The sequence below is a fragment of the Flavobacterium sp. SM2513 genome, from assembly GCF_050908145.1.
GTDB lineage: Bacteria > Bacteroidota > Bacteroidia > Flavobacteriales > Flavobacteriaceae > Flavobacterium.
The window spans coordinates 2014566-2035891 of sequence record NZ_CP194228.1 but is presented as its reverse complement, the minus strand read 5'-3'; the positions used below and the strand labels follow the sequence as shown (position 1 = coordinate 2035891).

Sequence of the window (21326 nt, the reverse complement as noted above, 5' to 3'; positions counted from 1 at the left end):
TTACTATTTAATAAAAAAGAAAGTTGCAAAACGCGTCTTTCTTATATTTAAAACTTGTTGTTTTTCAGTTAGCGAAAATAAGGAATTATTCTGTTTTAGAAAAACTTCAAAGTTGTTTATTTTTAGCACAAAATCTTATCGATAAACTATCCGATTTTCTCCACCGAAAACTGCGAATCATACAATCGTTTATAATATCCGTTTTCACGATGTACTAAGTCAAGATGATTTCCTTGCTCAACAATCAAACCTTTGTCCATTACAATAATATTATCCGCGTTGATAATGGTTGCTAATCGATGGGCAATTACGATTGAAGTTCTACCTTTAGTAACCGTTTCTGTTGCTCTTTGAATCAATTCTTCAGAATACGTATCAATTGAGGAAGTCGCTTCGTCTAAAATTAAAATACTTGGGTTACTAACGTAAGCTCGTAAAAAAGCAATCAATTGCCGTTGACCTGACGACAGCATCACTCCTCTTTCTTTCACATTATAATCATAACCGTTTGGCAAATTCATAATAAATTGATGCACGCCAATATTTTTCGCAGCAGCAATTACTTCGTCCCTTGAGATTTCTGGATTATTGAGTGTGATATTATTGTAAATTGTATCTGCAAATAAAAACACGTCTTGTAAAACTACCGCAATTTGCAATCGAAGCGAATCTAAAGTGTAATTGTTTATATCTTGACCATCGATGCAAATACTACCTTTATTGATTTCATAAAAGCGATTTAACAGGTTGATAATCGTTGATTTTCCAGCACCTGTTGAACCCACAATTGCAATTGTTTCTCCCGGATTGACTTTCAAATTAATGCCTTTAATTACTTCTTCATTTTCTAAATAACCAAAATGAACGTCTTTGAATTCAATTTCTCCTTTAAAAACGGGAGCTACAATATTTCCTTTGTCTTGAATTTGGTCTTGCGTATCCAAAATATCAAATACTCGATTTGCAGCAATCATTCCCATTTGCATCTCGTTGAATTTATCGGCAATTTGACGCAAAGGATTGAATAGCATCGTGATAAACATCGTATAAGAAAATAAATCTCCGAATGTGGTAGTCATATCCCCTCCTAAAATTCGAGTTCCACCGTACCAAACCACCATACCTAATGTCAATGATGAAATAATATCGGCGATGGGAAAAAATATAGAGTTATACCAAACGGTTTGAATCCATGCTTTCTTATGCTTGTCATTTATCTGACTGAATTTTTCTGCTTCAATATCTTCTCTGTTAAACAATTGCACAATTTTCATTCCCGTGACGCGTTCTTGAACAAAGGTATTCATATTAGAAATTTGAGCGCGAACTTCTTGAAACGCGACTTGCATTTTTCGTTGAAAAACTCGTGTTGCAATTACCAAAATCGGCATTGCCACAAAAACAATCCACGTTAATTGCCAGTTCATGTAAAACATAAAAATCAGAACCACCACCATTTTCATCAAATCGCTGACAATCATGAATAATCCTTGACTAAAAATTCGTGCGATTGCTTCAATATCAGAAACCGAACGTGTTACCAATTGACCTACTGGAGCATTGTCAAAATATTTCATTCTAAAGCTCAAAATATGTTTAAACAATTTGGTTCGAATGTCTTTTACAATATCTTGTCCGAGCCAATTTGCCCAATACACAAAGTAAAACTGCGAAATAACCTCCAGCAACAAAACACTTCCCATCAAAATAATGTAAAAAAGTAAACCTTTGCTATCATTGGTTTGAATGTAACCGTCAACAGTTTGCTTAAGTAAATAAGGCCGTAATGCTGCAAAAATAGACAATGAAATTGCCCATACAATAACGCTGTTAAATCGCCATTTGTATGGTTTTGTATAAACCATTATTCGTTTAAAAACTTTTGTATCGAATGCTTTTGCTTTCATTTTTTATCGTGAATTTTACTTTTCTCAAGCAAAATCTATTTTTTTATTTTATATAATCGTATTTTATTTCAGTCAAATATAGTCCGCGTGCTGGAACAGAAAATCCTGCTTTTTTTCGGTCTTTACTTTCTATAATTTTCCGAAAATCTGCTTTAGAAATTTTCCCTAAACCAATGTAAACTAACGTCCCTACAATGGAACGAACCATATTTCGCAAAAATCTGTCTGCTGAAATGGTAAAGATAAGTTGTTCATTCTTTTTATTCCAAAAAGCTTGAGAAATATTGCAATTGAATGTATTTACATCTGTATGCACTTTTGAAAAACACTGAAAATCAGTAAATTCTATTAAGAGTTTCGCTGCATCATTCATGGCTTCCATATTCAATTCTTTATTATAATACCAACTCAATTCATCTAAAAAAACATTCTTGGAAAGATTGATTTTGTATTCATACGTACGCTGCTTGGCATCAAAACGAGCATGGGAATTTTCGTCAACCAAAATAATATCAGAAACTGCAATATCTTTTGGAAGAAATGAATTTAATTTATGTACAATTGTTTTCGAATCAATAGGGTTTTCAAAATCAAAATGAGCAAACATTTGACTTGCGTGAACGCCGGTATCGGTTCGTCCGGCACCCATAATTGTGATATCTTTTTTATTTAAAATGATGGAAAGTGCTTGGGTCAAAGTTTCTTGTACAGAAGTAGCATTCGGTTGAATTTGCCAACCGTGATAGTTTGTTCCGTTATAAGAAAGTTGTATAAAAAACCGCAATATCCTCAAAATTTAAGGCTACAAAGATACTTTATTAATGCTAAAAAAATTAGTTTTGATTTACAACAAAATGTTAATTTGAATTTGAAAACAAATGTTCTAATTTTGCACATAATTCTAGCCCGGATAGCAATGAAATCCTTTTGTTTTTTTCTTTAAAAAACAAAAGATTGGAATGGATAGCCGGAAACAGCTCCTAAAAAAACTCTTTTGAAAAAAATTCTTTTACTTTCTGATACACACAGTCATCTTGACGAAACGGTTTTAAAATACGTGCATTTGGCAGATGAAGTTTGGCATGCTGGAGATATTGGCGATTTAAAAGTTACGGATGCTTTGAAAAAACTCAAGCCACTTCGTGCAGTTTATGGGAATATTGACAATGCTGAGGCACGAATGGAGTTTCCTTTAAACAATCGGTTTTTCTGTGAAGGTGCCGATGTTTTAATTACTCATATAGGTGGTTATCCAGGGAAATACAACGCTACAATTCGGGAAGAATTAGTCAAAAATCCTCCAAAATTATTTATTTGTGGTCATTCGCATATTTTAAAAGTGATGTACGACAAAAAACTAAATTTCTTGCACATGAACCCTGGTGCTGCAGGAATTCACGGTTTTCATCAAGTGCGAACGATGTTGCGTTTTGAAATTGACGGTGCTAAAATTCAGAATTTAGAAATTGTGGAATTGGGAAATCGTGGCTAATTTTATATCTAGCCTATTTAAAACCTACAATCTGTTTTTCTATTTCAATAACGTCTTCCACATACTTTTTATACGCTAAATACTCTTCTTTTGGTATATTATCCCAAGTTAGCGTTACGTTTCTTTTAATTTTAAGCGAATTTGGTTTTACTAATTCAAAAGTAATCGCATAATTATGATTTTTGTAGCTAAGTATTCTGTTTTCAGGAATTTCTGTAAACTTTTTGCCTTCTTGAATATTCAAAATAACTTCTGAGTTATACGCTTTACAGTTTTCATATTTGGTATAAGAAATATCATAATTTCTAGACGTTTCTTCAATTATATTTCGAGTATAGACTTTATCTAGAAATGGAATGCTGGTGATTTTTAAAGAACCTACACTTTGAATTCTTTCAGGAATTGAGAATGCGGATTCAAAAACAATTTCACTTCCGTACGTATCATTTGTCACGACTTTCGCTGATTCAAATTGTATATTAGCAGATAATCTTGAATTATAATCTTCTTCAAATTTCTTTTTCCGTACATCTTCTGTATACGCATTCGAAAAAAGCTCATTATAATACGACTTTAAGTAGCCGTAAACATTTGAAGTTACTAGAAACGCTTTGGAATCATCATTAATCGTCACTTCAACTTTTGAATTACTCATGCTTTCTAAAGCATTTTCCTCAGAAATTGAAATAAGTTTTGCGTTTTCATTTTCGACTTTATCAAAAGAAACAACCAAGGCATTGGCATCTACTAAACTCATTGGCATTGCTTTAAAAGGCAAATATTTATCCGTTAGCTCTACAAAATAGGATTTATTATCTATTTCCAGTTTTACAATACAATGGTTAAATCCTAAACCAGGTAACTTCATTCCTTGGGTTCCATTATCTGAAGTTAACACCAAAACTAAATTTGATTTTATTCCAGCTAAATCACCAAGAGCGACAAATAAAGTCGAAACATCTTTGCAATCTCCTAGTTTAGTTGTGATTGTTTTGGACGGTTTTTGTGGTACATAGCCACTTTGTCTAAAATCTAAAGAGCTGTAATTTATGTTGTCCTCTATGTATTTATAGATTTTTTTGGCTCTTTCTTCTTGGGAAAATGCTTCTATTCCTTTTGGGAAAATTTCATTAAATGTGGTTTGAGTAATTTTGTCTAATTTCAAATTTTTCTTTACCAAATCGGCATACCAGTTGGCGATTTCCTTCCATGAATTAATAGTTCCCACTCTTACAATATTACGTAAATCGCTGTATTGTGGTGCATAACTATTAAATAAAGGCAAAGCCTCTACATTCTTCCTGGTCCAAGATTGATACCGTTTATTCCCGATTTTTTTAGTAGTTTCAGGTATTGTCCCGTTACTAAAATCGACATTATATTTCAAGTCAGGTTGCGACAAAATACCGAAAACACATTTTACAGAAGGATAACTTCCGTTAAAACCATAGGATAAATTAAAATCTTTGTAAAATCGACCAGTTGGATTTTCATAAAATTCATAGTCGATATAGATGACATCACCCATTTTTAAATTTGTAAAAACCAATTGATTTCCACCATTTTCAGCAGGAACGATTGACGAATCTGATTTTACAATTTCTGATTTTAAAAGTGTAACACCATAAGTATCTAAATTATATTCCTTGAGTTCTTCGATACCGTTTTCGGCAGTAATTTCGTAAACCATAGTGACCCGATATTTCCGACCTCCTTCTGGCAAAACACTAACTAAGTATTCGTCCAGTAAAATGGAAACCCCATAATCACTTTTTAGTTTTGAATTTCTATTTTCCTTAATATATTTATATACATCTTGGGTTCGCACAAGTTCAATTTCATCTTGCACCTTTGTCACATCATATAAGATTTTCCGCAAATAGGAATTGGACGAATAATGCGATAAAGACTGTCGGAAATATTTTTCTGCCAGTTTTACATCTGATTTGTTGTTGTAAGCCATTCCTTTTTTCTGCATCAAAGTAAATGAATACGGGAAAAGTTGCAAATAACTATCAATTTCAACCAATGCTTCGTCGTATTTTTTTTCTTCAAATAATATATCAATATAATCAACACCTAAGTCTAAAACATGAGGATAACGATTCTTTCGTTCCAAAACCATTTGTTTCACTTCCTCCTTTTTATTGGCAGCTGTATAATATCTTTTTAACTGCGAAAAAGCCTTGTAGTTTTCAGAAGTTTTACTCAAATTTTCTAACATTGCAATTGTTTTCGACTTGTCTTTTTCAAGTTGGTCGTACATTGGTGCAAAAGTGGTAATGTAAAATTCATTATTATCCGAGGTAGCAATAATTTCATCTATTTGAGTTACCATTCCTTGAATATTATTGTTTCGTGCATCAATGATGATGGTCAATAATTTGGAAGCTGTTTTAGTGAGAAATAATTTTGAGTCATCTCTTAGTTTTTCAATTTGTTCAATACTTGCAGCCCTTAACCATTCCTCATCTTGTATTTTCATCAGAATATTAAAATAATAAGTAGGATCCTGAATGTCTACATTTTTAATAATTTCGTCTTTTTTAGCATCGTCTCCTTTTCTGGTATAATAAGCTGCAAGATTAATTTTTAGAAAGGAAGAATTTGGATATTGTTGATCAAGTTTTTCGATAAGGTCATGAGCCAACTCTAATTTTTTATTGTGCATATATGTTTCGAACAATAAAATTTTATATAAAATATTATTTGGATTTTTGGCTATTTTATCAATGATATACGCTTCTTCGATATTAGGAACTTCTGTTGGATTCAATTGTTCAAAACTGGATTTATTGTAATCTTTATAAGTAGGTTGAAACTTTAAATCAGTAATTTTTTGCTCTTCTAAGTCAGTAATTGAAAAAATAATATAATCTGTACCACTCGTTAGAGCTGATTTAACCAATAATCTATTCGTCCCTTTTGGCAAAAGAACTTTCAATTTGTATGCTTCTTGATCAGACTGGTATATCTGATTATTGACATAGATTTCTACATCATTTAAAAATATTTTCAAAGAAGAACCCGCACCAAAACTCAAAAATACGGCTCTTTCTACAGGATTATCAATAAATGTTTGCGAATACATGATTCCATTTCCATATTCTGATTCGTTTTCAAACATTTGATAGCCTTCATTATGAGGAATCGACGGAATGTACCAACCTACTTTTCCGTTACTGTTTGCATCAAAAAGTTTATCAGCTTTAGCATATAATTCCGGTTCGTATTCAATGTCAATTCCACTATCGTTCAGGTTTTCAAAAACACCGCAAAACTGCCAATCCGTTAAAACATTGAGCTCTTTGATTTTATCCGAAAAACCTTTCATGTTTTTGCGGTTTCGATCAGCAACCGCTTTACTATAAATAGCTTTTGAATTGTTTTTAAAATTCTGATTAGCTGCTAAAAAATCAATTTTTTTATAAGTGTAGTCGCTAAAACCAACATCTGAAATATCATCCAGCATGAATGACGCTTTTACTAAGGCACTGTAATAATATTTACTTTCGGGAAATTGAGAGAATTTTTGAACGAATGTATCGTCAAAAACATATTTACCCAATTCAACATCTAAAATAGCGTCGAGAATTAAATAATCTATGTTTGTATTGATTTGCGGTTTCAAATCTTTATCAAAAAGTTTTCTAGCCTCACTTCGTTTATTTAACAACATTAAATCCCATACTTTCTTTTCAGAATTTTGAGCAAAGACAATAACCGAAACAAATAAGCTAAATAGTAAAATTACTTTTTTCACAATAAAAAAATTAGGTGCTAAATATATAAATATTAATTTTTATTTTCCAATAAAGGCACAAATCTAAATTCACCAAATTCGTGTTTTTCAAATTGCGTTTCATTCTTCCGAATTAAAAGCGTCATAATTTGATGTGCTTCGCCTAGTGGAATTACTAATCTTCCACCAATTTTAAGTTGTGCCATCAAAGGCTTTGGAATAAATGGAGCTCCAGCGGTTACAATAATACTATCATATGGAGCATAATTAGGCAAACCTTTATAGCCATCACCAAAAGAAATATGTTTGGGTCTAATCCCTAATTTAGGCAATAATAATGAAGTGGTTTTAAATAATTCGTTTTGACGTTCAACGGTATACACTTTAGCACCTATTGTGCATAAAACGGCCGTTTGGTACCCAGAACCCGTTCCAATTTCGAGCACTTTATGGTCTTTTTGCACTTCTAATAATTGAGATTGAAAAGCTACGGTAAAAGGTTGCGAAATAGTTTGTCCCGCACCAATTGGAAATGCCTTGTCCTGGTAAGCATATTCTTCAAAGCTGGAATTCAAAAACAAATGTCTTGGGATTTTATTAATTGCTTCTAAAACAGCAACATTTGTAATTCCTTTTTCCTTTAAAACAGTTATCAATCGATTACGAAGTCCTTGATGCTTGGCGGTATCTTTCAAAATAGTGGCAAATTAATTTCGGTAAAAATAAGAAAGTAAAACCTATTTTTTGATTTGGATTTTCAAATAATAAATTTCAAAGTTTATCTTTCAAACTTTAATCTTTGAACAATTAATCTTATTTTTGTTCAAAATAGAATTATATGCTAAAAGTCGGCGTTTTAGGTGCTGGACATCTTGGAAAAATACATTTGCGATTATTACAACAATCTACTAAATATGAATTAGTCGGCTTTTACGACGATAATCCAGAAAATGCTATCAAAGTAGAAAAAGAATTTGGTTACAAAAGGTTTGACACTATCGCCAAATTACTTACCGCTGTTGACATTGTAGACATAGTAACTCCTACACTTTCCCATTATAAATGTGCAAAAGTGGCGATAAAATCGGGTAAACATGTTTTTCTTGAAAAACCTATTTCCAATACTGTTGCCGAAGCCGAAGAAATTATAACCTTAGCAAAAGAATATAACGTAAAAGGACAAGTTGGTCATGTGGAACGTTTCAATCCTGCTTTTATTTCGGTAAAAGATTCGATAGAAAACCCAATGTTTATCGAAACCCACCGATTGGCAGAATTTAATCCTCGAGGTACCGATGTTCCTGTAGTTTTGGATTTAATGATTCACGATATCGATGCTATTTTGAGCGTCGTAAAATCAAAGGTAAAAACAATTCACGCAAGTGGTGTTTCTGTAATTTCTGAAACTCCAGATATTGCCAATGCCAGAATTGAGTTTGAGAATGGCTGTGTCGCCAACTTAACTTCCAGCCGAATTTCATTAAAAAACATGCGAAAATCACGTTTTTTTCAAAAAGACGCTTATATCTCTGTTGATTTCTTAGAGAAAAAATGTGAAGTGGTAAAAATGAAGGACGCTCCAGAAGTTCCAGGCGATTTTGATATGATTTTGCAAAATGCTGAAGGGTTGAAAAAGCAAATTTATTTTGACAATCCTGATGTTGAAAATAACAATGCCATTTTAGCGGAATTAGAAACTTTTGCCGATGCAATTGTAAACGATACCACGCCAATTGTAACTTTAGAAGATGGAACAGAAGCTTTGAGAGTGGCTTATGCGATTATTGAAGCGATGAAACGATAAAACATCAATACTTATAAAATTAAAAATAAAAAGTACAATTTTTTTAAACAATAAAAATGAAAAACATAGCAGTTATTGGTGCCGGTACAATGGGTAACGGAATAGCACACACATTTGCACAAAGCGGTTTTACCGTAAAATTAATCGACGTTTCTGAAAAATCATTAGACAAAGGAATAGCTACGATTGCCTCTAATTTAGACCGAATGGTTTCAAAAGGAACTATTACCGAAGCAGATAAATTAAAAACCATCAGCAACATTATCACTTATACCGACATAAAAGACGGCGTTGTCGGTGTTGATTTAGTGGTTGAAGCAGCAACTGAAAACATTGAATTGAAACTTAATATTTTCAAACAATTGAACGATGCTTGTTCTCACGATACCATTTTGGCAACGAATACTTCGTCCATTTCTATCACTCAAATTGGCGGTGTGGTTTCACATCCAGAACGCGTTATCGGGATGCATTTTATGAATCCGGTTCCAATAATGAAGCTCGTTGAAATCATTCGTGGCTACAATACTTCCGACGAAGTGACTAAAATTATCATGGATTTATCCGTAAAATTAGGTAAAATTCCTACCGAAGTGAATGATTATCCCGGTTTCGTCGCAAACCGTATTTTAATGCCAATGATTAATGAATCTATTGAAACTTTATTCAACGGAGTTGCTGGAGTTTATGAAATTGACACGGTAATGAAGTTAGGAATGGCGCATCCGATGGGGCCTTTGCAATTAGCTGATTTTATTGGACTTGACGTTTGTTTAGCCATTTTAAATGTAATGCATGACGGTTTTAAAAACCCAAAATATGCACCTTGTCCACTTTTAGTAAACATGGTTCGCGCTGGAAAATTAGGCGTAAAATCAGGCGAAGGTTTCTACGATTATTCCGAAAGCAGAAAAGCAGAAAAAGTAGCGAAACAGTTTTTATCAAAATAATTTGGAGCGGATGGCTTGGGCATTTGTTCCATTCATTTTCCCGCTTTACACAATATCTTGCTGTTTTTTTCAAGAAAAACAGCAAGGATATTTGCTCCAATCGGGGCTAATTTAAAATCTTTAGGCTTCTATTTATCTTTTGGGCTTTCTACTATTTAAATCCGTTTACCTTTTAATCTTTTCGTCTTTCAATCCTTTAATTTTGAGAAATCTTGGCAAAAATAATTCCTTTCAAAGCAGTTCGACCTACTCGCGACAAAATAAGTCTAGTCACTTCTCGTTCATACGATGAATATTCACCAGCCGAATTAGCGTCGCAATTGGACTTTAATCCATTTTCGTTTTTGCATATTTTAAATCCAGCTTATGTCAATCAGCAAAAGGCTGGATTAGAAAAAAGATTCAAATTGGTTGCCCAAAAATACAGGGATTTTAAAGAAGAGAATGTTTTTGTAAAAGAAGAACAACCCGTGTTTTTCTTATATGAAATCGAAACAAAAAACCAAACATTTACTGGAATTATAGCCGGAACAGCTCTTGAAGATTATCGAAATAACGTCATCAAAAAGCACGAAGACACATTGCAATATCGCGTGGAATTGTTTAAAGATTATTTGCATCAAACGGGTTTTAATACCGAACCTGTTTTAATCACTTATCCTGAAAATGCGGAACTCTCGGAATGGATTTTAGCAAAAAAACAATTGGAATCGCTTTATGAATTTTCAACAACAAGGAGAGAAAAGCACCAACTATGGAAAATTGACAGTTCAGAGGAAATTGCTTGGTTGCAAGAAAAATTTGCATCTATCGGAAATTTATATATTGCAGATGGACACCATCGCTCCGCTTCTGCAGAATTGCTGTATCAACAGGACAAGAATTCAGAAAATGAAAATCTAAATTATTTCATGAGTTTTTTAATTGCAGAAAATAATGTAAAAATATACGAGTACAATCGGATAATTAGAGATTTGAACAACCATTCCAAAGAAGGTTTATTAACTTTATTAGCTCAAAATTTTTGGATAAAAAACAAAGAACAAGAATTATGGAAACCAACTAAAAAGTTTGAATTCGGAATGTATCTTGACGGTGAATTTTACTGTTTGACTTTAAAAAATCAAAACGGTTTTACGAGTGTTTTGGAACAATTAGATGCACAAATTTTATATACACAAGTTTTAGAACCTATTCTTGGAATTGAAGATTTGCGAAACGACGAACGTATTGATTACATTCCTGGTAAACAATCCATAATTACCATTAAGGAAGTAATTGATGAAGGCGAGTTTGAGATTGGCTTCATGCTTTTCCCAACCGCAATTTCTGAAATCAAGGAATTGGCTGATAATAATTTAATTATGCCGCCTAAAAGCACGTACATCGACCCGAAATTCAGAAGTGGATTGGTGGTTTATGAGTTGTAGAGGAAGTATTAAGATTGAAAGATTTTTATTGAAATTAAGATTGGAAAAATTATGAACATAAAAGAAAATTTACTTGAGATAAAATCTACACTTCCTGAAAGCGTTACACTTGTTGCCGTTTCAAAAACTAAACCGGTTTCGGACTTAATGGAAGCGTACGAGGCAGGTCAACGAATATTTGGCGAAAACAAAATCCAAGAAATGGAGGAAAAATTCAACGAAATGCCAAAAGACATTCAATGGCACATGATTGGTCATGTTCAGACGAATAAAGTGAAATTTATGGCGCCGTTCGTTAGCTTAGTTCATGGTGTGGATTCTTTAAAATTATTAAAGGAAATCAACAAGCAAGCTTTAAAAAATAACCGAGTAATTGATTGTCTTTTGCAAATACATATTGCGGAAGAGGAAACTAAATTTGGTTTGGATGATACAGAATTAGAGGAGATTTTAGAACTAGCTAAGAATGAGAATTTCAACAACGTCAAAATTGTGGGATTAATGGGAATGGCGACTTTCACAGAAAATCAAAACCAAATCAAAAAAGAATTCCTTCATTTAAAATCTATTTTTGACAAAAATCAATCACTAAATACTCAAAATTGTAAACTGAATGCGCTTTCAATGGGTATGTCAGGCGATTATCAGTTGGCAATTGAATGCGGTAGTACAATGGTTCGGATTGGAAGTAGTATCTTTGGAACGAGGAATTAGAGAAAAGAATATAGAGAATAGAGCAAAGACGAGAGAACATTTGCTAAAACTGACAACAGATAACCGACAACTGAATTTTGTACACAATACTTGACATAGAAACCACTGGGGGACAGTTTAACGAAGAAGGAATTACGGAAATTGCTATCTATAAATTTGACGGACACGAAATTGTCGACCAATTTATAAGTTTGGTGAATCCTGAAAAACCAATTCAACCATTTGTTGTGAACTTAACCGGAATCAACAATGCGATGCTTCAAACGGCTCCCAAGTTTTATGAAGTGGCTAAACGCATTATTGAAATTACGCAAGACACAGTTTTAGTCGCTCATAATGCTCAGTTTGACTATCGAATTTTGCGAACAGAATTTGCCCGATTGGGTTATAATTTTGAAATTCCAAATATTTGTACGGTCGAATTATCAAAGAAATTAATTCCAGAACAACCTTCTTACAGTTTAGGCAAATTGGTTCGAGCACTTGGAATTCCTATGGCAGACAGACATCGCGCTTCAGGAGATGCATTAGCCACAGTAAAATTATTCAAACTTCTTTTATCTAAAGACATTGAAAAAGAGATTGTAAAAAGCTTCATAAAAACAGAAGTTGAAAAAGGCTTATCGCCAAAATTGAAAGAAATTATTGACCGTGTTCCTTCTACAACTGGAATTTATTACATTCACAAGGAAGATGGGAAGATACTTTATATTGGCAAAAGCAAAAATATGAAGAAAAGAGTGAATCAACATTTTGCTGGAACTACCAAAAAATGTAAGAAAATTCAAGTGGAAGTTTTTGATGTAAGTTATGAAGAAACAGGCAATGAATTGATTGCACTCTTGAAGGAGAATGCCGAAATAAAAATAAATCGGCCGGCATTGAATCGGGCGATGCGAAAAAATATTTTTCCTTTTTCTTTATACCAAGAAAAAAATGAAGATGGATACATTTCTCTTTATATCAGAAAAACAGATTTTCGAAAAAAAGAGATTACTGCTTTTGGAACAGAAATGGAAGCTCAAACTGCTTTGTATAAAATAACAGAAAAATATACGCTCTGTCAGAAAATCAACTTATTGGACAAAGTAAAAACAAACTGTTTTTCCTATAAAGTCAAACAATGCAATGGTGCTTGTATTTTTGAAGAATCCACAGAGGACTATAATAAACGAGTAAATTATTTTTTACAAAATAATGAATACCAGAATCAAAATTTAATTTTGATAGAAAAAGGCCGTGTTGTTGATGAAAAAAGTGCTGTTTTAATCGAAAATGGTGTTTTCAAAGGTTTTGCATTCTTTAATCTGAATTATCAGATAACAAACGTTGAAATTTTAAAAAATATAATTACAAAATTGCCTGAAGATAGGGATGCTAAAAATATTATTTTAAGCTATTTACGAAAAAATCAACGCACTAAAGTAATTCACTTTTAAATAGTATGGTCAAAAGACAAAAAAAACATAAAAGCTTTTTTGAAAAGCTCCGACAGCGAATTAATATTATTATTCATGGCGTAAATACTCCAGCGGGTAAGATATTTGATATCATGCTTCTAGGCGTGATTCTTTTGAGCGTGCTTTTAGTTTTATTAGAAACCGTAGAAAATTTAGATAATCAATACCACGATATACTGGTATTGGCGGAGTGGGTTATCACTATTTTCTTCACCATAGAATATATCCTCCGTATCATTTCTACTCGAAAACCGCTCAAATATTTATTTAGTTTTTACGGAATCATTGATTTGATTTCGATACTTCCAATGTATCTGTCTTTCTTTATTCCTAGTACGAAAATTCTATCAGTAGTTCGCGCCCTGAGATTATTGCGTTTATTTAGAATTTTAAATCTTGGAAATTTCACGGGGCAAGCTTCTGAATTAAAACTAGCCATTAATGCAAGTCGTACAAAAATTACTGTTTTTGTATACTTTATTTTTATCATCTCGATACTTTTAGGAGCTGTAATGTATGTTGTAGAAAGTAAAGAAAGTGGTTTTACAAGCATACCTACAAGTATTTATTGGTGTATTGTAACCTTAACTACGGTTGGATATGGCGATATTGCACCAATCACATCGTTAGGAAAAGCAATTGCCTCCTTTATAATGATTTTGGGTTACGGAATTATCGCCGTTCCTACGGGAATTGTAACCGCTCAAATTGCAAATAGTAAAAGCAGAAGAAAACTTTTTGCACCAAATTGCCCAAATTGCAAATCCCAGCCTCTCAGTGATAGTGCAAAATATTGTCATAATTGCGGTACGAATTTAACGTAATTAGAAGATGACAAAGTATCTCATTACCGTTGTAGGTCCAACAGCGATTGGCAAAACTTCCTTAAGCATAAAATTAGCAAACCATTTCAAAACTGAGATTATTTCCTGTGATTCTCGGCAATTTTTTAAAGAAATGACAATTGGTACTGCTGTTCCTTCACAGACAGAATTGGATTCAGCAAAGCATCATTTTATTCAAAATAAATCTATTTTCGAAAACTATACTGTGGGAGATTTTGAAAAAGAAGCATTAGAAAATCTTAATTTCCTTTTTGAAGATCGTGATTTTGCAGTTTTAGTAGGTGGTTCGGGCCTGTATGTGAATGCTATTTTAAAAGGTTTCGACACTTTTCCTGAAATTGACACACGAGTTAGAGCAGAAGTAAAAGCTGATTATGAATTATTTGGTTTAAAATATTTACAAGAAAAATTACAAGAAACTGATGCAGATTACTACACTTTTTTACTAAAAACAAATCCGCAAACTTTACAAAATCCGCAACGATTAATGCGATTCGTGGAAGTAGGTATGGGAACTGGAAAACCTTATTCTTCGTTTTTAAATCAAGAAAAAAAACAACGTAGTTTTACGCCAATTATCATCGGGTTGGAAGCCAATCGTGAAGATCTTTACCAAAGAATTAATCTTCGAGTAGACCAAATGATTGAAGAAGGATTGGTTAAAGAAGCTAAAAGTTTGTATAAAAATAAAGACTTGAACGCCTTACAAACCGTTGGGTATCGAGAATTATTTGAATACTTTGATGGAAAAAATTCTCTTGATTTTGCCATTGAAGAAATCAAGAAAAACACACGAAGATTTGCTAAACGACAAATGACTTGGTTTAAACGAACAGACAATATACATTGGTTTGACTATAAAACGGACCTATCAGAAATTATACATTCTATTAAATCTACCTCATGCCGATAGATAAAAATTTTAAATCCGTTCACGAAAAGAAATGGGAAATAAATTTCTCACAATGTGCTCCAAATGGGGCTTTAAATTATACAGATTTATGTAATTTACTTCAACTAACCGCTGCCGAACATGCAGATTTAGGTGGAATAAGCTTCACTGACATGCAAGAATTCAATCAAGCTTGGGTGTTGAGCAGAATGCGACTTGAAATTGATTCACTACCTAAATGGCGCGATTCGATAACCGTAAAAACTTGGATTGTTTCATTAGAAAATTCGCGTTCCATTCGTGTTTTGGAAGTTTACAACGACGAAAAAAAAATAATTTCCTCTGAAACTTTTTGGGTCGTAATTAATACTAAAATCCGGAGACCTGAATTTTTAGCTTTGCCACATGAACATTTTGAAGAATTTCCGGACCAATTTGCCACCAAACAACGCGTTAAAAAGATTCACATGCCGAAAGAATCAAAAATAGTGGGAACGCATCGTGTAGTTTTTTCAGATTTAGATGTGGTAAATCATGTAAATAATGTTAAGTATTTGGAATGGTGTTTGGATTTTGTCGAACCAAAGATTCTTTTGAATCAAACATTTAAAAGTATCGATATGAATTTTCTGAATGAATTACTTATTGAAAATGAAGTTGAAATACTATGCAATAAAAATGATAATACTACAATATTTTCTGTAATGAAAGCGGATAAAAACTGTTTTTCACTTGCCTTTACCCTATAAAAAAACTCCGATTTCTCGGAGTTTCAATTTGTTTATTCAGTTGCTGCAGGAGCCGGTGGTTTGTTTTTAACTACTAGACGGAAACCTTCTCCGTGAATGTTTAAAATTTCTACCTCGTCATCCATTTTCAAGTACTTTCTCAGTTTGGCAATATAAACATCCATACTTCTTGAAGTAAAATAGTTGTCGTCTCTCCAAATTTTTGTCAATGCAAGTTCTCTTGGCATTAAATCATTTTCATAAATCGCTAACATTTTAAGCAATTCATTTTCCTTTGGAGAAAGTTTGATTGGCTCTGTATCTTTGTAAGTCAAGAAACGCAATTTTGAATTCAAGTGGAAATTTCCAATGATAAATTCAAATTTTGTAGCATCCGCTTTTACTTCAGAAGATTTACGTTGAATAATTGCTTTGATTTTCATCAAAAGAACTTCAGAGTCAAACGGTTTATTCAAATAATCATCCGCTCCAACTTTATAACCTTTCAAGACATCGTCTTTCATGGATTTAGCCGTAAGGAAGATTATAGGCACTTCTTTATTTTTCTCACGAATTTCTTTCGCTAACGTATAACCGTCTTTGTAAGGCATCATTACATCCAAAATACACAAATCAAATGTGTCTTTTTTGAATTTCTCGAAACCTTCCATTCCGTTTTTCGCTAAAGTAACATCAAAGTCGTTTAATATTAAATAATCCTTTAGTATTGACCCGAAGTTCGGATCGTCTTCAACCAAAAGAATTTTTTTGTTTTCGTTTTCCATAACTTAATTTATTAGTGGTAATTTTATGATAAAGGTACTTCCTTTACCTTTTTCGCTTTCTACAGCAATTTGACCATTATGATCTTCAATAATTCTTTTTACATACGATAATCCCAAACCGTGTCCTTTCACATTATGGATGTCGCCCGTATGTTCTCTATAAAATTTTTCAAATATTCTTTTTAAAGCCACTTTACTCATTCCAGCCCCGTGATCCTTGATTTTTATAATCACAAAATCTTTTACATTCTCCGTATATACGTCAATAATTGGTTTCTCTGGCGAGTATTTTATTGCATTGTCCAAAACATTTACAATTACGTTTGTAAAATGAACATCATTCAATAAAACTGTTGTCCTTTTGGCATCAAAATGTGTGTTAATAATTCCTTCTCTATCCTCAATAATCAAATTTACGTGCTCAATTGCTTCTTCTACAATTTCATTGATATCCATTGATTCTTTGCTAATTTCTAACTCTCTTTTCTCTAATTTAGAAATTCGCAAAACATTTTCTACTTGAGCATGCATACGCTTGTTTTCATCACGAATCATCTGCAAATAACGAGTAGTCTTCTCTCGGTCATCAATCACTTTTGGACTTTTAATAGCATCTAAAGCTAAATTAATCGTGGCAATTGGCGTTTTGAATTCGTGCGTCATATTATTAATAAAATCCGTTTTGATTTCAGAAATCTGTCGTTGTCTTATTAACTGATTTAATGCACTACTATATGCTATTATTATTATTAACGTAAAAATGATGGATAAGGTTGTAATTCCAATCAATTCTGAAAAAAGAAATTTCTTTTTTTCTGGAAAACTCACCAATAATTGGTAGTCACTTTTCCCTTCAGAATTGGTTAGAAACGGAATTGCAAAAGTGGAATTTTTATCAAACTTAAAATCGGCTGATTTTACTTTTGTAGCCAATCCATTTTCATAAATTCCAAATTCAAATGGCGTATCTACGTCGTATAATTTTAATTCTTTTTTTAGTGATTTCTGCAAAATCGATGGAGAGACACGCTCTTTAAGCGATTTCGTTTCATTAATTCCTTCAGAAAACATTTGATATTGCACTTTATCTAAAAGCTCCATTCTACCGGACTTTTTAATGACCATATCAGGGGTTGGATTTAATTGCAAATTATTATTATCCAAACCATCGCCCGAAAATACTTCCGTTTTACTATTGGAAACAAAGTTTTTTACCTTGTTTACAGAGTCCATTCGCTTATCAAAGAACGACAAATTGATATTATAGTCTTCGGAAAGAATACTATTAGAATAAATGATTGTTTTGTTTGTTGTTCTATTTTTTTGAACTACATAAAAATCTAAAAGTTCCGTCTTTGTAGGTTGCTTACCTTTCGTTTCTTTTAAAATATTATATTGATTCAAAAAATTATAAACCTCACGTTCTTTGAAATTATCAGCGACATTTCCTATAACTTGTTTTACGTGAAACTTAAACTGTTCCTCGTTATTTTTGAACGACGTATTAATCAAATACAACTGCACTAAAATAATTCCAATGAGCGACAAACTCATCAAAAATACCAGTAAACGAAACAACAATTTATTCATATCAACAAAATTAACATTTTAACATTTGTCGGATAAGTATATTAACCAAACATTAACATCAAATTTTTATTCCAAAGATTTTATAATTTCTTCAAAAATTTGGGAAACTTGCATTTCCGTTTGTTCAATAGTGGTATTATTAATAACAAAATCACTTTTTGCTACACGTTGTTCATCTGTCCATTGATTATTAATTCGATTCAAAATTTCTTTCTCAGAAATTGAATCCCTTTTGGCCACTCTATCCAGCCTTATTTTAATTGGTGCCGTAACTGTTATCACAAAATCGCAAGTGTGTTGATTATTCGTTTCAAATAAGATTGCCGTTTCCTTTATTATAAATTTTTCAGATTTGTGTTTCTGAATCCATTTTTTGAAATGTTCAGCGACTAAAGGATGAATAATAGCATTGAGTTGGCTAAGCTTCGCTGGATTAGTGAAAACGATTTCTGCCATTGCCGCACGATTTAATTGTTCGTTTTCGATAACGCCTTGTCCGAATTGTTGCTCAATTAACTTTAGTGTTTCCGGTTCATTTGTAATCTGTTTTGCTTCCAAATCTGCGATGTAAACGGGAACGCCTAAATCCTGAAACATTTTCGCCACAGTCGTTTTTCCGCTTCCAATTCCTCCCGTTAATCCTACAATTGTTGTCATAATATCTTATTTAAAGAATAGTTCAGGAAATGCTTTCTGAGGTTGTTTTTTAAAAACCCGCACTAGAATATAGGATTTTAAGAACCCAATTCCATACCCATAAAACTGAATTACGGTTGCAAAAACAGCTAGTAAACCAATTTTAAAGCTTTTTGTGTACAACAAAGCCACGATAAACAGCAATTCGAAGTAAACGCTGAAGATGAAAACTAAGATATAGCTTTTGAAGTAAGCCGTAATAATTGCCGCTACAATACCGAGCAAAAATAGGGTAGGAAAAAAGTACGTGATTTTTGAATATTTGGGATACCAAGAATCTAATATAGGTCGTGCTTTACCAAACTTATTAACTTGTTTGTAAAATTTAGACCAATCAATTCTACGCTTGTGATAAACAAATGCATCGGGAAATAATCGGGTTTCGAAACCCAGCTGCCAAAGTCGGATGGATAAATCAGGGTCTTCTCCCGGATGAATTTTACCAAAACCATTGGAAGCCTCAAAAGCTTTTTTTGAAATCCCCATATTAAAGCTTCTAGGCTGAAACTTACTTATTTTCTCTGACCCGCCTCTAATTCCGCCGGTTGTCATGAATGAAGTCATTGCAAAATTTATTGCTTTTTGAACATCTGAAAAACTATCTAAATCTTTATCTGGACCCCCAAAACAATCTACATAATCTAAAGTGAGTTGTTTCTCCACTTCCGATAAATAGTTTGGCGGAATGATACAATCTGAATCAAAAATAATAAAGTAGTCCCCTTTTGCTTTTAGCATTCCGTAATTTCTTGAATCACCTGGACCGGAATTTTCTTTGAAGTAATAGCTAATTGCAAGATTCGATTTATAATCAGCAACAACATCTTCACAGGAAACGGTTGAGCCGTCTTCTACAACTACTACTTCAAATTCTTGCTGATAATTTTGTACTACCAAACTTTTGAGCAATTCATCAATCTCTTGAGGCCGATTATAAACAGGAATGATTAAGGAGAACAACATACTTGAAATTTTTCCAAATATAAGCATAAAAAAAAGCCACCGGTAGATGGCCATGCATTTATTTTTTAGAATTAGAACTACTACATCAATACCTAATATTTCTCTTTTTGGAAACCCCACTTACGCAGTTGTTCATGATGGGTTTTAGGAAAATTTCCTTTAAGAACGTATATAATTGAAAGCAGCACTTCTCTTATTTCTTCTTTCAAAACATTTTTGTTGCCCACTTTATCAGAAATTCCTCCATCTATATCTCGGGATGCTTTTACTACCGCAACATATTTTGTTTTGATGTTGGTCCAGTAAGCCAGTCCGTATTTTTTATCTTCAAAGTGATTTATTGTAATAGCTTTAATCATCAGGTCTAATGCAGCTTTGCGGTTACTTGCATCTATTGGAATTTCGAAGGACTCCCCTTTTTGCACAATTCCAAATGAAGAATAATAGCTCTGGACCACTTCTTTGCCTTTTTCTCCATATTCTTCAGAAAGGTAACCTTTGATGTATTTAATAGAACCATCAATTTCGCTGTTTATAGTTTTCAATGCACTAGTATATTGCGGCCTGAAGCCACCTTGTTCCTTTCTGTTTCCTACCAATAGGTTGAATAAATTTACTTTTTCCTCAACTATAGCAAGAGTGGTGTATTCCAAGGTTAGGAAGGGATTGAGTTGCCAACTTTTAACCACATCAGCAGCTACGGTACCAAAATTAGTATCGCTCTTGGGAATGTTGGACCTAGAATTTGAATTGCCTTTACCCCCATCGTTTTGATTTTCTGCCATGATAAAATTGTTTAGAGTTGCTGCATACTAAATTAGTAAATAAGTAAAAGAAAAATTTAAATTTATATCACTATTTTTCTATAATACACTACTATCTAGAGGCGTAAAAAAAGCAGTCGAAATACCTGTTTAAATTTAGCAAAAACAACTGTACTTACTAAAGTGCCTATAGCAAAACTTGAAAGTGTATTGGTAACGTGCTTTACATGCTATAAGGTAACTTTGAAGTGTATTGGTAATGTACTTTTTATATCATAAGGAAACTTGGAAGTATATTGGTAACGTGTTTTTCATAGCATAAGGAAACTTGGAAGTGTATTGGTAACGTGCTTTCCATAGCATAAGGAAACTTGGAAGTGCATTGGTAACGTGCTTTCAATAGCATAAGGAAACTTGGAAGTGTATTAGTAACGTGCTTTTAATACCATAAGTAAACTTGGAAGTGTATTGGTAACGTACTTTACATAGCATAAAGAAACTTTATTAGGCATACCACTTCATGTTTTACTTAAAGCGGTTATTTCTTAGAATATAGAAGACAAA

Annotated in this window: 18 protein-coding genes; 9 read left to right on the top strand and 9 right to left on the bottom strand. The window is 32.8% G+C overall.

The features are described from left to right. Positions 1 to 146: 146 nt before the first annotated feature. Together ACQ5J2_RS08465 and truA are read right to left on the bottom strand one after the other, a co-directional pair. The gene (locus ACQ5J2_RS08465) at positions 147 to 1907 is read right to left on the bottom strand and encodes an ABC transporter ATP-binding protein (RefSeq protein WP_432669975.1); all 1761 of its coding nucleotides are present in this window, start codon (positions 1905 to 1907) and stop codon (positions 147 to 149) included. A 43-nt stretch (positions 1908 to 1950) separates the two neighbouring features. Next, positions 1951 to 2691, bottom strand: a complete 741-nt coding sequence (truA, locus tag ACQ5J2_RS08460) for a tRNA pseudouridine(38-40) synthase TruA (RefSeq protein WP_432669974.1) — start codon at positions 2689 to 2691, stop codon at positions 1951 to 1953. A gap of 210 nt (positions 2692 to 2901) precedes the next feature. Between truA and ACQ5J2_RS08455 the strand changes: the two genes are divergently transcribed. Continuing rightward, positions 2902 to 3399, top strand: a complete 498-nt coding sequence (locus tag ACQ5J2_RS08455; protein ID WP_432669973.1) for a metallophosphoesterase family protein — start codon at positions 2902 to 2904, stop codon at positions 3397 to 3399. 13 nt (positions 3400 to 3412) lie between these two features. On the opposite strand, the gene ACQ5J2_RS08450 is transcribed toward ACQ5J2_RS08455, so the two are convergent. Both ACQ5J2_RS08450 and ACQ5J2_RS08445 read right to left on the bottom strand, forming a co-directional pair. Next, positions 3413 to 7162, bottom strand: coding sequence for a transglutaminase domain-containing protein (locus tag ACQ5J2_RS08450; protein WP_432669972.1), 3750 nt, complete (start codon positions 7160 to 7162; stop codon positions 3413 to 3415). A gap of 32 nt (positions 7163 to 7194) precedes the next feature. Continuing rightward, the gene (locus ACQ5J2_RS08445) at positions 7195 to 7836 is read right to left on the bottom strand and encodes a protein-L-isoaspartate(D-aspartate) O-methyltransferase (RefSeq protein WP_432669971.1); all 642 of its coding nucleotides are present in this window, start codon (positions 7834 to 7836) and stop codon (positions 7195 to 7197) included. 143 nt (positions 7837 to 7979) lie between these two features. Between ACQ5J2_RS08445 and ACQ5J2_RS08440 the strand changes: the two genes are divergently transcribed. The 8 genes from ACQ5J2_RS08440 to ACQ5J2_RS08405 all read left to right on the top strand — a co-directional run bounded on the left by ACQ5J2_RS08440 (position 7980) and on the right by ACQ5J2_RS08405 (position 15985). Next, positions 7980 to 8945 (top strand): Gfo/Idh/MocA family protein, encoded by a 966-nt coding sequence (locus ACQ5J2_RS08440; RefSeq protein ID WP_432669970.1) that lies wholly within the window; start codon positions 7980 to 7982, stop codon positions 8943 to 8945. Positions 8946 to 9001: 56 nt separating this feature from the next. Beyond that, positions 9002 to 9895 (top strand): 3-hydroxyacyl-CoA dehydrogenase NAD-binding domain-containing protein, encoded by an 894-nt coding sequence (locus tag ACQ5J2_RS08435; protein WP_432669969.1) that lies wholly within the window; start codon positions 9002 to 9004, stop codon positions 9893 to 9895. Positions 9896 to 10107: 212 nt separating this feature from the next. Beyond that, on the top strand, positions 10108 to 11325 hold the full coding sequence (locus tag ACQ5J2_RS08430; protein ID WP_432669968.1) for a DUF1015 domain-containing protein: 1218 nt from the start codon (positions 10108 to 10110) through the stop codon (positions 11323 to 11325). Between the two features lie 51 nt (positions 11326 to 11376). After that, positions 11377 to 12039, top strand: a complete 663-nt coding sequence (locus ACQ5J2_RS08425; RefSeq protein WP_432669967.1) for a YggS family pyridoxal phosphate-dependent enzyme — start codon at positions 11377 to 11379, stop codon at positions 12037 to 12039. A 77-nt stretch (positions 12040 to 12116) separates the two neighbouring features. Next, the gene (locus ACQ5J2_RS08420; RefSeq protein ID WP_432669966.1) at positions 12117 to 13478 is read left to right on the top strand and encodes an exonuclease domain-containing protein; all 1362 of its coding nucleotides are present in this window, start codon (positions 12117 to 12119) and stop codon (positions 13476 to 13478) included. Between the two features lie 5 nt (positions 13479 to 13483). Then, positions 13484 to 14323, top strand: coding sequence for an ion transporter (locus tag ACQ5J2_RS08415; protein WP_432669965.1), 840 nt, complete (start codon positions 13484 to 13486; stop codon positions 14321 to 14323). A 7-nt stretch (positions 14324 to 14330) separates the two neighbouring features. Further along, the gene (gene miaA / locus ACQ5J2_RS08410; protein ID WP_432669964.1) at positions 14331 to 15257 is read left to right on the top strand and encodes a tRNA (adenosine(37)-N6)-dimethylallyltransferase MiaA; all 927 of its coding nucleotides are present in this window, start codon (positions 14331 to 14333) and stop codon (positions 15255 to 15257) included. After that, complete coding sequence (locus tag ACQ5J2_RS08405) at positions 15248 to 15985, top strand: acyl-[acyl-carrier-protein] thioesterase (protein ID WP_432669963.1); 738 nt, start codon at positions 15248 to 15250, stop codon at positions 15983 to 15985. The genes miaA and ACQ5J2_RS08405 overlap by 10 nt, the downstream gene beginning before the upstream one ends. Before the next feature lie 32 nt (positions 15986 to 16017). On the opposite strand, the gene ACQ5J2_RS08400 is transcribed toward ACQ5J2_RS08405, so the two are convergent. From ACQ5J2_RS08400 to ACQ5J2_RS08380, 5 genes are all read right to left on the bottom strand, one after another. Then, positions 16018 to 16749 carry a response regulator transcription factor gene (locus tag ACQ5J2_RS08400; RefSeq protein WP_432669962.1) on the bottom strand — a complete coding sequence of 244 codons (732 nt, stop codon included), beginning with the start codon at positions 16747 to 16749 and terminating at the stop codon, positions 16018 to 16020. A gap of 3 nt (positions 16750 to 16752) precedes the next feature. Next, positions 16753 to 18339, bottom strand: a complete 1587-nt coding sequence (locus tag ACQ5J2_RS08395) for a sensor histidine kinase (protein WP_432669961.1) — start codon at positions 18337 to 18339, stop codon at positions 16753 to 16755. Positions 18340 to 18405: 66 nt separating this feature from the next. Continuing rightward, positions 18406 to 18996: a dephospho-CoA kinase gene (gene coaE / locus ACQ5J2_RS08390; RefSeq protein ID WP_432669960.1), complete on the bottom strand. Its 591-nt coding sequence runs from the start codon at positions 18994 to 18996 to the stop codon at positions 18406 to 18408. A 6-nt stretch (positions 18997 to 19002) separates the two neighbouring features. Continuing rightward, a complete protein-coding gene (locus ACQ5J2_RS08385; RefSeq protein ID WP_432669959.1) occupies positions 19003 to 19998 on the bottom strand; it encodes a glycosyltransferase in 996 nt (331 codons plus the stop codon). A gap of 92 nt (positions 19999 to 20090) precedes the next feature. Further along, on the bottom strand, positions 20091 to 20783 hold the full coding sequence (locus ACQ5J2_RS08380) for a hypothetical protein (protein ID WP_432669958.1): 693 nt from the start codon (positions 20781 to 20783) through the stop codon (positions 20091 to 20093). Between the last annotated feature and the right edge of the window lie 543 nt (positions 20784 to 21326).

Excerpts from the sequence above, each read along its gene's own strand:
- ACQ5J2_RS08385 (WP_432669959.1), bottom strand. The coding sequence starts at position 19,998 with ATGTTGTTCTCCTTAATCATTCCTGTTTATAATCGGCCTCAAGAGATT.
- ACQ5J2_RS08435 (WP_432669969.1), top strand. The coding sequence starts at position 9,002 with ATGAAAAACATAGCAGTTATTGGTGCCGGTACAATGGGTAACGGAATA.
- coaE (WP_432669960.1), bottom strand. The coding sequence starts at position 18,996 with ATGACAACAATTGTAGGATTAACGGGAGGAATTGGAAGCGGAAAAACG.
- ACQ5J2_RS08465 (WP_432669975.1), bottom strand. The coding sequence starts at position 1,907 with ATGAAAGCAAAAGCATTCGATACAAAAGTTTTTAAACGAATAATGGTT.
- ACQ5J2_RS08425 (WP_432669967.1), top strand. The coding sequence starts at position 11,377 with ATGAACATAAAAGAAAATTTACTTGAGATAAAATCTACACTTCCTGAA.
- ACQ5J2_RS08405 (WP_432669963.1), top strand. The coding sequence starts at position 15,248 with ATGCCGATAGATAAAAATTTTAAATCCGTTCACGAAAAGAAATGGGAA.
- miaA (WP_432669964.1), top strand. The coding sequence starts at position 14,331 with ATGACAAAGTATCTCATTACCGTTGTAGGTCCAACAGCGATTGGCAAA.
- ACQ5J2_RS08400 (WP_432669962.1), bottom strand. The coding sequence starts at position 16,749 with ATGGAAAACGAAAACAAAAAAATTCTTTTGGTTGAAGACGATCCGAAC.
- ACQ5J2_RS08380 (WP_432669958.1), bottom strand. The coding sequence starts at position 20,783 with ATGGCAGAAAATCAAAACGATGGGGGTAAAGGCAATTCAAATTCTAGG.
- ACQ5J2_RS08395 (WP_432669961.1), bottom strand. The coding sequence starts at position 18,339 with ATGAATAAATTGTTGTTTCGTTTACTGGTATTTTTGATGAGTTTGTCG.
- ACQ5J2_RS08415 (WP_432669965.1), top strand. The coding sequence starts at position 13,484 with ATGGTCAAAAGACAAAAAAAACATAAAAGCTTTTTTGAAAAGCTCCGA.
- ACQ5J2_RS08440 (WP_432669970.1), top strand. The coding sequence starts at position 7,980 with ATGCTAAAAGTCGGCGTTTTAGGTGCTGGACATCTTGGAAAAATACAT.